Annotated in this window: 12 protein-coding genes and 1 riboswitch; all 12 genes read right to left on the reverse strand. The window is 57.8% G+C overall.

Annotated features, from left to right (window positions below; genetic code table 11):
• The 12 genes from AC6I8T_RS00535 to AC6I8T_RS00590 all read right to left on the reverse strand — a co-directional run bounded on the left by AC6I8T_RS00535 (position 1) and on the right by AC6I8T_RS00590 (position 13421).
• A complete protein-coding gene (locus tag AC6I8T_RS00535; RefSeq protein WP_021183722.1) occupies positions 1-363 on the reverse strand; it encodes a YibL family ribosome-associated protein in 363 nt (120 codons plus the stop codon).
• A 200-nt stretch (positions 364-563) separates the two neighbouring features.
• Entirely contained in the window at positions 564-1109 is a 546-nt protein-coding gene (gene mtlR / locus AC6I8T_RS00540) for a mannitol operon repressor MtlR (protein WP_021183723.1), read from the reverse strand.
• 45 nt (positions 1110-1154) lie between these two features.
• Positions 1155-2303 carry a mannitol-1-phosphate 5-dehydrogenase gene (gene mtlD, locus AC6I8T_RS00545; RefSeq protein WP_208724507.1) on the reverse strand — a complete coding sequence of 383 codons (1149 nt, stop codon included), beginning with the start codon at positions 2301-2303 and terminating at the stop codon, positions 1155-1157.
• A 92-nt stretch (positions 2304-2395) separates the two neighbouring features.
• The gene (locus AC6I8T_RS00550) at positions 2396-4330 is read right to left on the reverse strand and encodes a PTS mannitol transporter subunit IICBA (protein ID WP_021183725.1); all 1935 of its coding nucleotides are present in this window, start codon (positions 4328-4330) and stop codon (positions 2396-2398) included.
• A gap of 442 nt (positions 4331-4772) precedes the next feature.
• Entirely contained in the window at positions 4773-5489 is a 717-nt protein-coding gene (locus tag AC6I8T_RS00555) for a DUF3053 domain-containing protein (protein WP_021183726.1), read from the reverse strand.
• Positions 5490-5671: 182 nt separating this feature from the next.
• Positions 5672-7270, reverse strand: coding sequence for a gamma-glutamyltransferase family protein (locus AC6I8T_RS00560; protein WP_208724508.1), 1599 nt, complete (start codon positions 7268-7270; stop codon positions 5672-5674).
• Between the two features lie 9 nt (positions 7271-7279).
• Positions 7280-8161, reverse strand: coding sequence for an ABC transporter permease (locus AC6I8T_RS00565; protein ID WP_021183728.1), 882 nt, complete (start codon positions 8159-8161; stop codon positions 7280-7282).
• Positions 8162-8163: 2 nt separating this feature from the next.
• On the reverse strand, positions 8164-9105 hold the full coding sequence (locus AC6I8T_RS00570; protein ID WP_497834275.1) for an ABC transporter permease: 942 nt from the start codon (positions 9103-9105) through the stop codon (positions 8164-8166).
• 17 nt (positions 9106-9122) lie between these two features.
• Entirely contained in the window at positions 9123-10595 is a 1473-nt protein-coding gene (locus AC6I8T_RS00575) for an ABC transporter substrate-binding protein (protein ID WP_036625909.1), read from the reverse strand.
• A 53-nt stretch (positions 10596-10648) separates the two neighbouring features.
• On the reverse strand, positions 10649-11710 hold the full coding sequence (locus AC6I8T_RS00580; RefSeq protein ID WP_497833419.1) for an ABC transporter ATP-binding protein: 1062 nt from the start codon (positions 11708-11710) through the stop codon (positions 10649-10651).
• Positions 11707-12702, reverse strand: coding sequence for an ABC transporter ATP-binding protein (locus tag AC6I8T_RS00585; protein WP_021183732.1), 996 nt, complete (start codon positions 12700-12702; stop codon positions 11707-11709). The genes AC6I8T_RS00580 and AC6I8T_RS00585 overlap by 4 nt, the downstream gene beginning before the upstream one ends.
• Positions 12699-13421, reverse strand: coding sequence for a FadR/GntR family transcriptional regulator (locus AC6I8T_RS00590; protein WP_021183733.1), 723 nt, complete (start codon positions 13419-13421; stop codon positions 12699-12701). The genes AC6I8T_RS00585 and AC6I8T_RS00590 overlap by 4 nt, the downstream gene beginning before the upstream one ends.
• Positions 13422-13880: 459 nt before the next feature.
• Positions 13881-13975, forward strand: a riboswitch (guanidine-I (ykkC/yxkD leader).
• Positions 13976-13998: the final 23 nt, after the last annotated feature.

Below are 13998 nucleotides of genomic sequence, written 5' to 3' on the forward strand. Positions count from 1 at the left end.
TCAGAACGGCTGCTTCGCGTAGCCGGTCATCACCGTCAGACCCATTTCACGTCCCAGCGCGGTCATTGGGTGTACCACCACCAGGCCGCGCACGCTTTTCTTCAGCGCACCCATATTCGCCTGCTCTTTTTTGGTGATCTCACGGCTGAACGGCAGCTTTTGCAGCTGTTGCGCCTCTTTACTCAGCTTCTCGTCACGCACATTGCGCAGACGTTCAATCTCCACCACCAGTGCCTCTTTCTCTTTCAGCAGTACGCCGAGTTTTTCGGCATCACCGGCTTCCAGCAGCTGGGGTTCTTTACGGTTCAGGGCATCCAGCTGATCGCTCAGGCGTTTGATCTCAGCTTTTTCTTGTTCTTTCATCGGGGAAACTCGTTAAGGAAAACAGGGAAAGGATACACCAAATCAGCACGGCTGTGCACCGCGCTGACTGTGCGCGATAAATCGCGCCGCTACCGGTTGCGTAATACGGGTTTGGTGTGGCGGCGTGATAAATCGCACTGTTACGGGTTGCGTAATACGGGTTTGATGCAGCGGCGCGATTTATCGCGCAAGGTTTTAGCTCAGACGGCGGGCTTTTTAAATGCCTGCTTGTGAGAAATGCGGGAAATCAGTTCAGTGAGCGACAGTACCATCGTCGAACGTACCATCTGCAAATAGCGCTGTTGTTGCATGGCGCGCAGTTCGTCGTCGTCACGGGTAAAGTCGGGTTTTGGCGGCCAGGCGGCGACGCAGTGCAACTCGCTAAAAGGGCCGAGAATCTCATCGTCGGTGAACCGGTACTCAAAGGTGTCGTGGTTCAACTCTTCACGCAGTGCCAGCAACAGCTCACAATCTTCATATTCATGGCGATTGATCACGCCAAGACCGTAGATCAGTTTCAGCCGAACCGACATCTCGCCGAGCGGGCCGTTGCCCAGCAGCAACGGCTCCACGGCGTATTTGACGGCGTAATCATCCTTACGGAAAACCTGCAAAACCAGCAGGTTAACCGCTTCGGTCAACAGCTCAACGGCGGCGATCAGGAAGCTTCTCACCGAACGACCGGCGTTCAGGCGCTCAAGCACCCGGTTTTCAAAAGCTTGCTTCTCTTCCATTATTGCCTGCATCGTTCAGCTACCGCCGTCTGGCGTGATGAGTCTAAGTGGCGCGCATTATGCCATAGCGTTGTAAGCGCTCACCACTGAGGTGACTACTTCGCTGTTGGCATCCAGCCCGGAGATCTGCGCCAGCGTGGCCTGTGGGCCTTTTTCCGCCAACAGGGCTTCCAGCTCCTGCGCTTGCGGGTCCTGCGCGCTGCGATAATGCATCGCGGCGGCAATGCCCTGCACCAGGTTGGCGTGCGGCAACTGATATTCCAGCGTGCCCAGCGTCGGTTTGATCAGGCGATCGCCCGCGCTCAGCTTACGCAGCGGCTGACGACCCACGCGCTCCACGTCATCTTTCAGATACGGGTTCTCAAAACGGCTGAGGATTTTCTGAATATAGGCGGCATGTTTATCTGCCTCGAAACCGTAACGTTTGATCAGCACTGCGCCGCTCTCTTCCATCGCACCCTGCACCACGGTACGGATTTTCTGGTCAAGAATGGCATCGCGAATGGTGGCGTGACCGGCCAGTTGGCCGAGATAGGCGGTGATGGCGTGGCCGGTGTTGAGGGTAAACAGCTTACGCTCGACAAACGCCATCAGGTTATCGGTCAGTTCCATGCCTGGGATGTTCGGCAACTCGCCTTTGAACTGGGTTTTATCGACGATCCACTCGCTAAAGGTTTCAACGGTGACTTCCAGCGGGTCGTTGCTGCCTGCTTCTGACGGCGGCACGATACGGTCCACTGCGGAATCAACAAAGCCGACGTGCGCTTCAACCCAGGCGTGATATTGCTCTGGCAGCGCTTTCAGGACGTGTTGTTTGAGCTGGCTGGTGCCACGCACCATGTTTTCACAGGCAATAATGTTCAGTGGACGGACATTACCGTTATCGCGGCGGTTGGCCAGACCTTTGGCAACGCCACCGGCGATGCGCTCCAGAATCTGCGGGCCAACCGCCGTGGTAACGATATCAACCTCAGCAATCAGCGTGACGATAGCGTCGCTGGTGCTGTTCACCGCGCTGACGCTTTTGACAATCTCAACTTTCGCCTGCTCGCCAACCACATGAACCGGATACTCATGACGGGCGTTAAGGGCATCAAGAACCACCTGATTCACATCCGCAAATACCAGTTCGATACCGGCATCAGCCAGCAGCTTACCGATAAAACCACGGCCGATGTTACCTGCTCCAAAATGTAACGCTTTCATAATTTGACCCATATCAAATGACGATGGGGCGGGCATGTCCGCCCCGGAAAGTGGGGACGGGCATACCCGCCCCAGGGATATTAACGATTTGTTCAGGCGGTGGTTTTGCTACCAGACAGCAAATCCAGCACGTCTTGCACGTTGGTGGTGTTCGCCAGCTTCTCAATCACGCTTTCGTCGTCCAGCGCGTTAGTCAGGCTGGTGATGACCTGGATGTGTTCGTTATTGCGCGCAGCAATACCGATCACCAGGCGAGCCACTTCGTCAGACTCTTCACCGAACTGCACGCCCGCCGGATACTGGCAGAACACTACGCCGGTTTTCAACACGCGATCTTTAGCTTCCACCGTGCCGTGCGGTACGGCAATCGACTCACCGAGATAAGTCGGGGTCAGCTTTTCACGCTCCAGCATCGCATCCACGTATTCCGGCTGCACGTAGCCGCCTTTTACCAGTTGCTCACCGGCAAAGCGAATCGCCTGCTCTTTGTTGCTGGCGCTCAGGCCAAGGAACACGTTGTTTGCACCCAGTTTAAACAGATGCGCGTTACCGGCATCGAAGCTGTCAGCCAGCGTGGTCTGCACGGTTTCGCGATGGGCTTCGCTACGATTGGCCGCCACCAGACGCTCGGTCAAATTGGTGTACAAGGCACTGTCGAGGAAGTTGTTCAGCGAAATATGCTGGGCCTGCGGTGCCTGACGCATCGCACGCTCGGTCAGATCGCGGTGGGTGATCACCAGGTCCACATCACCCGGCAGGGCGTTAATGGCGCTGTTGGTCACCGAAATGTTGCTCAGACCGGCATCCTGCACTTTCTTACGCAGTACGCCTGCACCCATTGCACTGGAACCCATGCCGGCATCACAAGCCACGATGATTTTACGTACGTGGTTCAGGTCAACGCTCATCGCATCACCGGCAACCGGCGCACCTGCAACGCTCTGGCCTTTAGACTGGGCTTTCATGTCCTGCATACGCTTGGTGGCGGCTTCGATGTCGTCTTCATCTTTTACTTTGCTGGTTTTCAGCAGGATTGAAGAGATGACAAAGGAAACGGCGAACGCAGCGATAATCGCGGTCACGTTAGCAAAGTAAGTACCTTTTGGCGTCATCGCCAGCACTGCCAGGATGGAACCCGGAGAAGCCGGAGAAACCAGGCCGCCGTGCAGTACGGTCAGGGTGAACACGCCAGTCATACCACCGAGAATTACCGCCAGCAGCAGACGCGGTGCCATCAGTACGTACGGGAAGTAAATTTCGTGGATACCACCCAGGAAGTGGATGATGGCAGCACCACCGGCTGATTGTTTGGCGCTACCGCGACCAAAAATCATATACGCCACCAGTACGCCCATACCCGGACCTGGGTTGGCTTCGATCAGGAAGAAGATCGATTTGCCCACTTCGCTCGCCTGCTGGATACCCAGCGGAGAGAAGATACCGTGGTTGATGGCGTTGTTGAGGAACAGGATTTTCGCCGGTTCAACAAAGATGGAGGTCAACGGCAGCAGGTTATTCTGCACCATCAGATTTACGCCTGCGGCGAGAATATGGGACAGACCTTCCACCAACGGACCGATACCGATAAACGCCAGCAGCGCCAGCAGCATACCGATGATACCGGCGGAGAAGTTGTTCACCAGCATCTCGAAGCCGCTTTTGATCTTGCCATCAACGGCACGGTCAAAGTGTTTGATCGCCCAGCCGCCCAGCGGACCGGCAATCATGGAGCCGAGGAACATCGGCATATCCGCACCGACAATCACACCCATAGTGGTGATTGCGCCGACCACGCCACCACGATCGCCACCCACCAGACGACCACCGGTGAAACCGATCAACAGCGGCAGCAGGTAGGTAATCATCGGGCCAACGAGTTTCGCCAGCGTCGCGTTTGGAATCCATCCGGTTGGAATGAACAGTGCAGTGATGATACCCCAGGCGATAAACGCACCGATGTTAGGCATCACCATGTTACTCAGAAAGCGACCAAAGCTCTGAACTTTGACCTTCACTGATGAGGACATAAACCCACCCCTTATTGAGACGCGCTGCAATAAGAGAGCGCGTTTGTTTTTGTTAAGACGTTACGGCGGGGGCCGTGGCATTACTGTATGCAGGCGGACTCTAGCACTAGTTTATGACGCTGCGTAGAGCGTGGGTAAAGTGTGATATAGATCACGCTAAGTTGGGGTGAGAAGGGTGCTATTAGGTGATATTGATCACAAAAATGCCGTGTAAGAAAAGTACGATGCTGAATATTTAGACAAATCAGGAGGCTAAATGTGACATTTATCACTTTTTTACTTATGGGGTTTGTTTCATAAATGTGATGAGGATCACAAACAATATTTGGTCGAAAATGCGCCAGATCACACTCTGCCGCAGCAGGAAGAATCAGAAAAGCGGAATGTAAGGAAGTGACAAAAGTCTGAAAAGCGGGTAATCCATGATTACCCGCCTGAAGAATTACTGAAAACCGCTTTGAACAGTATTCTGCGCCTGGGTCAGAGCCTGGGCATTGCTGGAGAGGGTGCTCATCAGCGTGTTGTATTGGGTGGCCTGATCCTGGGTCGGGAATTGCACGCCGCCATCATTGAAAGTCACGCGTGTACCCTGCGATTGCAGGTAATCACCGGTCTGTACCGCCGCCTGGCTCAGCGCCTGCAACTGTGGCAGCAACGGGATCAGGGTGCTGGCCGGTTGGGTGACCACTTTGGTATAGACGCTGTCATACACTTTTTTCAGGTCATCTGGCTGTTTCAGCGCAGCATGGCTGCTGTCGGCCTGCATTTTGGCGCTCTGAATTTGCTGTGTCAGCACGCTCAGATTGCCGCTGGCCTGGCGCAGCGTGTCACGACGCGTCAGGTAATCCTGCGGTACACGAATGGCCGCCAACTCATCGACCACCGGACGCATGCCCTGTTCAACGGCCTGATTCACCTGCTGCGAGAAACCATAAAGAATGGCGTAATCACTCGCGTAGTTGCCGAACGTTTGCTTCTGGTTTTCGCTCAGGCTGGGCAGATGCTCGCCGCTGCGCATGACCGTGTTCTGGAGAAAATCAGTAAAGGCTTTACGCTGATCGCCCTCTTTGTCGCCACAGGCGGTAAGTTGCAGCACTGCGAGCAGCGTGACGACCAGCATGCCGCTACGCATCCAGATGCGGGAAATTCCTGACGCCATATTCAACTCCTGTAAGTCACCTAATGGCAGATTTCAATTCGATGGGAAAGGTCCTAAAGGATAGAACAATGGCCTGGTGCACACAACGGCGGGGTGAGGTAAAAACTGCGCGATAAATCGCGCCGCGACGCTTCAGTGCACGTAGCGGCGCAATTTATTGCGCGGGGAATCACTGGCTGGCGTCAATACACCAATGCTTGTCCATCTTTGCGGCTTTCAGTGGCAGCGATATAGAACCCTTGCGGGTCGCGCACAATCGCCTGGGCACCGCCGAAGTTGTAGCCCTGAAGCGGGTCCTCCACCACAATCTGATGGCCCATGCCACGTAGCGCTGCGATCGCATTACGATCCATCCCGGCTTCAACCACCACTTCGCGCCCCTGTACCACGCGCCAGCGCGGGGCATCAATTGCCGCCTGTGGGTTCTGTTTATGCAGCATGATGCGTAGCGCCATTTGCAAATGGCCCTGCGCCTGCATTGGACCGCCCATCACGCCAAACGACATCAGCGGCTGGCCGTCACCGTCCAGCGCAAATGCCGGAATGATGGTATGGAACGGACGTTTGCCGCCGGCCACCACATTGGGGTGCTCTGGATCGAGCGAGAAGCCTGCGCCACGGTTTTGCAGGCTGATGCCGGTGCCGGGGACCACAACGCCAGAACCGAAGCCCATAAAGTTAGACTGAATAAAGGACACCATCATGCCGCTGGCATCGGCGGTGGAGAGATACACCGTGCCGCTCTGCTGTGGTGAGCCGTAGGTAAAATCAGAGGCGCGCTCCGGGTCGATCAAGGCGGCACGCTGCTTCAGGTAGTCGTCGCTCAGCAACAACTCAGCCGGGAACTCCAGATGGTCCTCATCGGCGACGTAACGTTCGAGGTCAGCCAGCGCCAGCTTCATCGCTTCAATTGACAGATGCAGCCACGGCACGCTGTCCGGCGTGTAACGACCAATATCACAATGCTCCAGAATGCCGAGGGCGATCAGCGTGGCGATGCCCTGGCCGTTGGGCGGCAGTTCCTGCACCGATCCCCCGGCGAAGGGCTGCGACAGCAGCGTCACCCAATCTGCACGATGTTGGTTGAGGTCTTCCAGCGTCAGCGCCGCGCCATGCTCGGCAGCGAAGGCGGCCATTTGCTGCGCCAGCTCCCCGCGATAGAAGGCTTCACCCTGGGTTTCAGCAATTTTTTGCAGGGTGGCAGCCTGTGCCGGATTGCGGAACACTTCTCCGGCACGCGGCGGGCGGCCATCCGGCGCAAAGCAGGCGCTGAAGCCGGGTTGACCTTTCAGTTTGTTGTAGCCGCGCTGCCACAGTTGGCCAATCAGCGGCGAAACCGGAAAGCCATCGCGCGCGTATTCAATCGCCGGTTGAGCGAGGGTAGTGAGTGGCAGGGTGCCGAAGCGTTCCGCCAGCGCGACCCAGGCCGAGACTGCGCCCGGAACGGTGACGGCTTCCCAGCCAATTTCCGGCATAGTTTTTTGCCCGGCGAAGCGTTCCGGGTTCCATGCCGCCGGGGCGCGACCAGAGGCATTCAGGCCGTGCAGCGCTTTGCCGTCCCAGATAATGGCAAAGGCATCGCTGCCAATGCCGTTACCGGTAGGTTCCAGCACCGTCAGCGCCATAGCGGTGGCAACCGCGGCATCTACGGCGTTACCGCCCAATTGCAACATACGGATACCGGCCTGCGCCGCCAGCGGCTGCGAGGTGGCGACCGCATTGCGTCCCATCATCGGGGCACGGTGTGAGGCGTAGCTAACGTTAAAATCCAGTTCACTCATAACCTTTCCTTAATGTGAGTCATTGCGCGGATCGAGCGCGTCGCGCAGTCCGTCACCCAGCAAGTTGAAGCCCTGCACGGTGAGAAAAATGGCCAGACCGGGGAAGATCGACATCCACGGAGCCTGTTCCAGATAACCTTTGGCGGTGTTCAGCATCGCGCCCCACGAGGGCGATGGCGGTTGCTGGCCCAGACCGAGAAACGACAGGCTGGCTTCGGTGATAATTGCCGAAGCAATCGCCAGCGTGGCCTGCACCAGAATCGGCGACAGCACATTCGGCAGCACGTAGCGCAGGATGATCCAGCGATCCGGCAGGCCGATGGCGCGTGCGCCGTCGATATACTCTTCATGACGAATGGCGATCACCTGGCCGCGCGTCAGGCGGGCGAAAATCGGCATCGCCGACAGGCCAATCGCGATCATCGCGTTGGACAGGCTCGGACCGAGGAACGCGCCGAGCGCAATCGCCAGAATCAGAAACGGGCAGGCGAGCAGCGCTTCGATAAAGCGCGAGATAATGCCGTCACACCAGCCCTGCCAGTATCCGGCGATCAGTCCAAGCGGGACGCCAATCAGAATGGCGATCAGTACCGAGATGCAGCCCGCCAGCAGCGAAGTACGTGCGCCCCAAATCAGCCGCGACAAAATATCGCGTCCCAGTTCGTCGGTGCCGAACCAGTGCAGCACCGAGGGCGCTTTGCGCACCGCGAGAAAGTTGGCTTTGATCGGATCGGCGGGGGCCAGCCAGGGGGCCAGCAACGCCACCGCGACAAACAGCACCACAATCACCGCGCCGATCAGCGCGCTTTTATTACGCAGAAACTTCTTCAGCACCCGGCGATTCGGCTTTGCTACGGCAGGCACAGCGCCAGCGGTTAAGACCTCGCTCATGGTTAGCCTCGCATTTTCGGGTTAATTAACAGATACAGCACATCGGCCAGCAGGTTGAGCAGTAGAAAGCCGATGGCAACCACCAACACCACGCCCTGCACCACGGCGTAATCGCGGTTAAACACCGCATCGACAATCATCTTGCCGAAGCCGGGCAGGGTAAAAACCTGCTCGGTCAGCACCGCGCCACCCAACAACTCGCCAAACAGCAGGGTGGTGAGGGTGACGATCGGCATCAACGCGTTGCGAAAGGCGTGCTTCAGCACCACTTTCGGTGCCAGCAGGCCTTTGGCGCGCGCGGTACGGATATAGTCGGCTTTCAGCACCGCAATCATTGAGGCGCGGGTATGGCGCATCAGGGTGGCGGCAAGGCCAGTGCCGAGCACCAGCGCGGGTAGCAGCAGGGTTTTCAGGTTCTGCGCCATGTCTTCGCTCACCGGCACAAAACCGGACGCCGGCAGCCATTGCAGATGCACCGAGAACAACAGGATCAGCAGAATCCCCAGCCAGAAGTGCGGCACCGAGATCCCCGAGAGCGCGACAAAATTGGTGGTGTGATCCACCCAACTGTCTTTACGTACCGCCGCGATAATCCCCATGCTGATGCCGATCAGCAGCGCAATCAGCATCGCCAGTAGCGACAGCTCCAGCGTCACCGGCAGCTTGCTGGCAATCAATGCGGTCACCGGCTCTTTGGTGCGCAGTGACATACCGAGGTCGCCCTTCAGCGCATTGCCGATCCACGCGAAATATTGCGTGGGAATCGGCTCATCGAGATGGTATTCGGCGCGTAGCTGAGCGATGACCGCCGGATCGCGCTCCTCACCGGCCATCGCCAGCACCGGGTCGCCCGGCAGCAGCTTTTGCAGCGCGAACACCATCATGCTCACCAACAGCAGGGTCGGGATGGCCAGCAGCAGCCGTTTAACAATCAGTTCCAGCATCATCGCTCCTTAGCGGCTTACTGCGCCATGCTCACGCCTGCCAGGCGCACCAGCCCGTCCGGCCAGGCTTTAAAGCCCTGCAATTTTTTCGTCATGCCAAAAATACGTGGCTCAAAGTAGAGGTAAGCAATCGGCATATCGGTTTGCAGTTGGTTCACTACCTTGGTGTAAAGCGCCTGGCGTTGTGCCTGATCGTTGGTTAAACGCGCCGCGTTCAGCCATTCATCCACCTGCGGGTTGCTGTAGCGACCATCGTTGAGGGTGCCTTTGCTGTTAATAAACGAATAGATGCTGCCATCGGGATCAGGACGGCCAGACCAGCCGGACAGGCTGAGCTGATAATCACCGCGCTGCTGACGATCCAGCAGGGTCGCGAACTCGCTCATTTGCAGATTGAGGTTGAAACCTGCTTCGCTCACCATCGCCTGAAGCACCTGACCGACCTGCTGCGCGGTCGGGTTGTTGGTGACCAGCAACGTCAGATTCAGTGGGGTGGTGACGCCCGCCGCCTTCAGCAGCGCTTTGGCTTTCTCCACATCACGCGCTGGAGTTGGAAGGTTGACGTGATACGGGCTGACCGGGGAAAACGCCTGATTAGCCGGGGTGTACAAACCTTCGAATGCCACCTGATTCAGCGCATCGCGATCAATCGCCAGCGAGAAGGCTTCCCGCACGCGCGGATCTTTCAGCGGGCTGTTGGCATCGACTTTGCCGTTGTTAATGTTGAAGGTGATGCCCTGATAGCCAAGACCGGTAACTTTCGCCAGCGCCAGCTTGCTGTCGCCTTCGACAGTTTTCACATCGCTGGCCGCCACGCCTTCGGTCAGGTCGAGATCGCCCGCGCGCAGGTTGGCGAGGCGCACGGAGGCATCAGGAATCGGCAGGAAAATCACTTTATCGAAGTGGTACGCGCCTTTGTTCCAGTAATGATCAAAGCGTTTCAGCACGATGCGGTCCTGCTGCACGCGGCTTTCAAACTGGTACGGACCGGAGCAGACCGGATGGGTGGCGAAGTCGGGTTTCTTCGCGGCTTCTGGCGCTAACATTGCACCGGCACGGTCGGTCAACTGGCTGAGCAGCGCGGCATCCGGGGTTTTCAGGTGGAATTTCACCTGCAACGGCCCGGTCACTTCGACGCTCTGAATCGAGGATATTTCGCTTTTACGCAGTGAACCCGGCAGGGTCAGCGCACGTTCGATGTTGAATTTCACCGCGTTGGCATCGAATTTCTCACCATCGTGGAAGGTCACACCGTCGCGCAGGTTCATGGTCAGGGTTTTGCCGTCGTCGCTCCACGCCCAATCGGTGGCGAGGCCAGGAATCACTTTCAGGTTCTCATCGACATCGACCAGACGGTCGCACATGGCCGCAAACACAAAACGCCCATAGTAGGTACGCGCCAGATGCGGATCGAGCATGTCCGGGTCAGCACCCAACCCGATACGAATCACGCTTTCAGCATGGCTGTGCGCACTGGCACCCAGCAACATCAGACCACTAAGGGCAGTTAATAACGCTTTCTTCACGGCTTATCTCCAGAGGGTTAGGCTTGCTGATTGACCGCCTGCTCGAACAGCGCACGGCGACGTAAAAAGGCGGCGGAGGGTGGCGCAATCACAATCGCGCTGCGGTCACGGTTAATCTCCTGCCAGCGGTGGCAGGCGATCTGTCGCCCACCACTCAGTACCTGGTTGATCGGTTCAAACTGGCGGCATTCGGCGGTGGCCCACGGGCAGCGGGTATGGAAACGGCATCCGGTGGGGGGATTGGCCGGATTCGGCAGATCGCCCTGCAACATCGGGATGGAACGGTTGGCTCCGGGCTGCATCTGCGGCGCAGAAGCGATTAACGCCTGGGTATAGGGATGGAGCGGCGCATCGAAAATTTCATCGACGGTTGCCAGCTCGACAATCTGGCCGAGGTACATCACCGCCACGCGGTCGCTCATATGACGAATTACCGCCAGACCGTGCGCCACGATGATCATCGTCAGTCCAAATTGCTGCTTCAGGCTCTCCAGCAGGTTCACCACCTGGGCCTGCACTGAGACATCCAGCGCCGATACCGGCTCATCGCCCAGTAATAATTTCGGCCGCGAGGCGAGGGCGCGCGCAATGCCGATGCGCTGGCGCTGACCACCGGAAAACTCGTGCGGATAACGCTCCGCCCAGGCTGAGGGCAGACCGACGGTGCGCAACAGCTCCGCCACGCGCGCATGGCGCGCCTCACGGTTCAGTTTGTCGTGCAACCATAACGGCTCACCGACAATCTCTTGTACCGTCATGCGGGGATTGAGCGAGGCGAACGGGTCCTGGAAGATAATCTGTAATTCGCGACGCAATTGGTTAAGGCGCGCCCCGCTGGCGTGGGTGATGCTCTCGCCCTCGTACATCACCTCGCCGCTACTGGCACCGAGCAGGCGCAGCAGCAGACGTCCCAGCGTCGATTTACCGGAGCCGGACTCACCGACAATCGCCAGGGTTTCGCCTGGCATCACCTGTAATGACACGCGATCCACTGCGGTGACGCCGTGATTGCGTTTAAACAGACGATGCGGTCCGGCGAAGGTTTTGCTTAAGTCGCGACATTCTAAAATCGGTTTCATGCGATCTCTCCCAGCGTAACGTGCTGTTCCAGTGGGGCGCGAAAACAGGCCACCTGATGATCGGTTGCCAGCGCGCGCAGCGTCGGACGGTTGTGATGGCAGCGCTGTTCTGCAAACGGACAGCGGGTAGCGAAACGGCAGCCTGCGGGCATGTTCTCCGGTAGCGGTACGGCGCCGGGAATGGTCGCCAGCGCGCCACTGCGCGCGCTGAGGCTGGGGATCGATCCCATCAGCCCGATGGTGTAGGGATGTTGCGGATCGTTGAAAATCGCTTCCACCGTGCCGCTCTCCACCACCTGACCGGCGTACATCACCGCCACGCGCTGCGCCACTTCCGCCACGACGCCGAGGTCGTGGGTGATCATCAGCACCGCCGTGCCGGTTTCCTGTTTCAGGGTGTTGAGCAGGTCGAGGATTTGCGCCTGAATGGTAACGTCGAGCGCGGTGGTCGGTTCATCGGCGATCAGCAATTTCGGCTGATTGATCAATGCCATGGCAATCATTACGCGCTGGCGCATCCCACCGGAAAGCTGATGTGGATAAGCCTTGAGACGCATTTCTGCCGCCGGAATCTGCACCTTTTGCAGAATCGATAGCGCGGTCGCCATCGCGGTACGACGATCAACGTTACGGTGGCGTATCACCGCTTCGCTCAGTTGGTCGCCCAGCGTAAAGGCCGGGTTCAGCGAGGTCATCGGCTCCTGAAAAATCATCGCCAACTGATTGCCGCGCAGACTGGCGTAGTCGCTGCTGCTGAGTGCGCGCAGGTCGCGGCCATCAAAGCGCATCTCACCCTGTAAAATTTGTGCGCTGCCGGGTTGCAGGCCCATGAGCGTCAGCGAGGTGATGCTTTTGCCGCAGCCGGATTCGCCGACCAGCGCCAGCGTTTCCCCGGCGTGCAGCGTCAGGGAGATGTCGTCCAGCACCGTGACCGGCGAGCCGCGAAACTGCACGCGCAGGTTGTTGACCGATAACACAGGTTGGGCGCTCATGGCGTCTCCTCATGGCCGGTGTACAGGGTTTCCATCAGCGCCTGTTGCAGCGCCAGCAGGTGCTCACGCATCGCTGCGGCCGCCTCATGGGGCTGGCGGTTGGCGATATGGTTCAGCAGGCGCTGATGGTGGTTGTCGTAGTTATCAAGGCGCGCCGGGGTACGCGCCTGCACCCGCAGATGCTGCCAGCCTGGATCGCGGCGCACCGCATCGATGGCATCGAACAGTCCCAGCATCAGGCGGTTACCGGCGGCTTCGGCAATGGCGCGGTGAAAGGCGCTATCCCACAGCTCGTGCTGGTCGCCATCTTCCGGCGCGACAATGCCCTGCATGCGTTCAATCAGGCGCTTCATCAGGGCGATCTGTTCTTTACTGGCGCGCAGCGCAGCAAGACGCGCCAAACCTGGCTCCAGCTGTAGCCGCGCTTCCATCACTTCCAGCAGATTCGACTGCTGTGGCAAATCATGCAGCGCCAGTGGCTGCACCGGTGCGGCCGGGCCAACGAAGGTGCCTTTGCCCTGTTTACGCCAGATGCGGCCTTCTTCTTCCAGCACATCCAGCGCGCGACGGATTTCACGACGACCCACGCCAAAGCGTTCGGCCAGTTCACGTTCGGTCGGCAGTGCGCGATCGGGCGTGTGCTCCTGCTGTTGAATCAGCTGGCGCAATTGCTCCAGTGCGGAACTGGAGTTGATGGCAGGTTTTGGCGTGTCATTCATAATTGGTTCGCCTGGTTATTCATCAAAGATGTTGCGATGCGATTAAACGCGTCATGCTGCCCTAATCGTAGCGGCGCGATTTATCGCGCGCTTAAGCTGTTTCACGGCTGCTTAGACCTGCGCGATAAATCGCGCCGCTACGGGAGGGGGCTGTTATCAGCTTAGGCAAGAAGTGAACCAATTTTTAATTGGTTCGGTAATGAATAAATAACCCTATGATCGTTAAGAAAAAGTTTTTTCGTGCCAGATGAAAAGTGAGAAGGGCGTCAACTTCCAGCCTGTTTGCCTGCAACATCCTGGTGCGTGGTTGCTGCATCGCTGTGCATCTTTAGGCCGTCCTGGCGCGGTTTTTTATAAATAATCCATATATTTCAATTTCATATAATATTGGCACTTTTTTTGCCTGACTATTAGCAGATGCAGGAGCGATAGCGGGTAACCGATGTCGCCAGACAATTTGCAATGGGTCACTAGGGTTCCGATCGCGAGATGCTGGTCCGAGAGTGACCGACCGTCCTCTGACGGTTACACGGCGGGATAAAAGCCCGGGAGGAAAGCGAGATCGTTACTCGCCGCC

The organism is Pantoea sp. X-Soil-OKNW-556, from assembly GCF_059730695.1.

Excerpts from the sequence above, each read along its gene's own strand:
- AC6I8T_RS00575 (WP_036625909.1), bottom strand. The coding sequence starts at position 10,595 with ATGTTGCTGGGTGCCAGTGCGCACAGCCATGCTGAAAGCGTGATTCGT.
- AC6I8T_RS00570 (WP_497834275.1), bottom strand. The coding sequence starts at position 9,105 with ATGCTGGAACTGATTGTTAAACGGCTGCTGCTGGCCATCCCGACCCTG.
- AC6I8T_RS00555 (WP_021183726.1), bottom strand. The coding sequence starts at position 5,489 with ATGGCGTCAGGAATTTCCCGCATCTGGATGCGTAGCGGCATGCTGGTC.
- AC6I8T_RS00535 (WP_021183722.1), bottom strand. The coding sequence starts at position 363 with ATGAAAGAACAAGAAAAAGCTGAGATCAAACGCCTGAGCGATCAGCTG.
- AC6I8T_RS00585 (WP_021183732.1), bottom strand. The coding sequence starts at position 12,702 with ATGAGCGCCCAACCTGTGTTATCGGTCAACAACCTGCGCGTGCAGTTT.
- AC6I8T_RS00580 (WP_497833419.1), bottom strand. The coding sequence starts at position 11,710 with ATGAAACCGATTTTAGAATGTCGCGACTTAAGCAAAACCTTCGCCGGA.
- AC6I8T_RS00590 (WP_021183733.1), bottom strand. The coding sequence starts at position 13,421 with ATGAATGACACGCCAAAACCTGCCATCAACTCCAGTTCCGCACTGGAG.
- AC6I8T_RS00560 (WP_208724508.1), bottom strand. The coding sequence starts at position 7,270 with ATGAGTGAACTGGATTTTAACGTTAGCTACGCCTCACACCGTGCCCCG.
- mtlR (WP_021183723.1), bottom strand. The coding sequence starts at position 1,109 with ATGCAGGCAATAATGGAAGAGAAGCAAGCTTTTGAAAACCGGGTGCTT.
- AC6I8T_RS00565 (WP_021183728.1), bottom strand. The coding sequence starts at position 8,161 with ATGAGCGAGGTCTTAACCGCTGGCGCTGTGCCTGCCGTAGCAAAGCCG.
- AC6I8T_RS00550 (WP_021183725.1), bottom strand. The coding sequence starts at position 4,330 with ATGTCCTCATCAGTGAAGGTCAAAGTTCAGAGCTTTGGTCGCTTTCTG.
- mtlD (WP_208724507.1), bottom strand. The coding sequence starts at position 2,303 with ATGAAAGCGTTACATTTTGGAGCAGGTAACATCGGCCGTGGTTTTATC.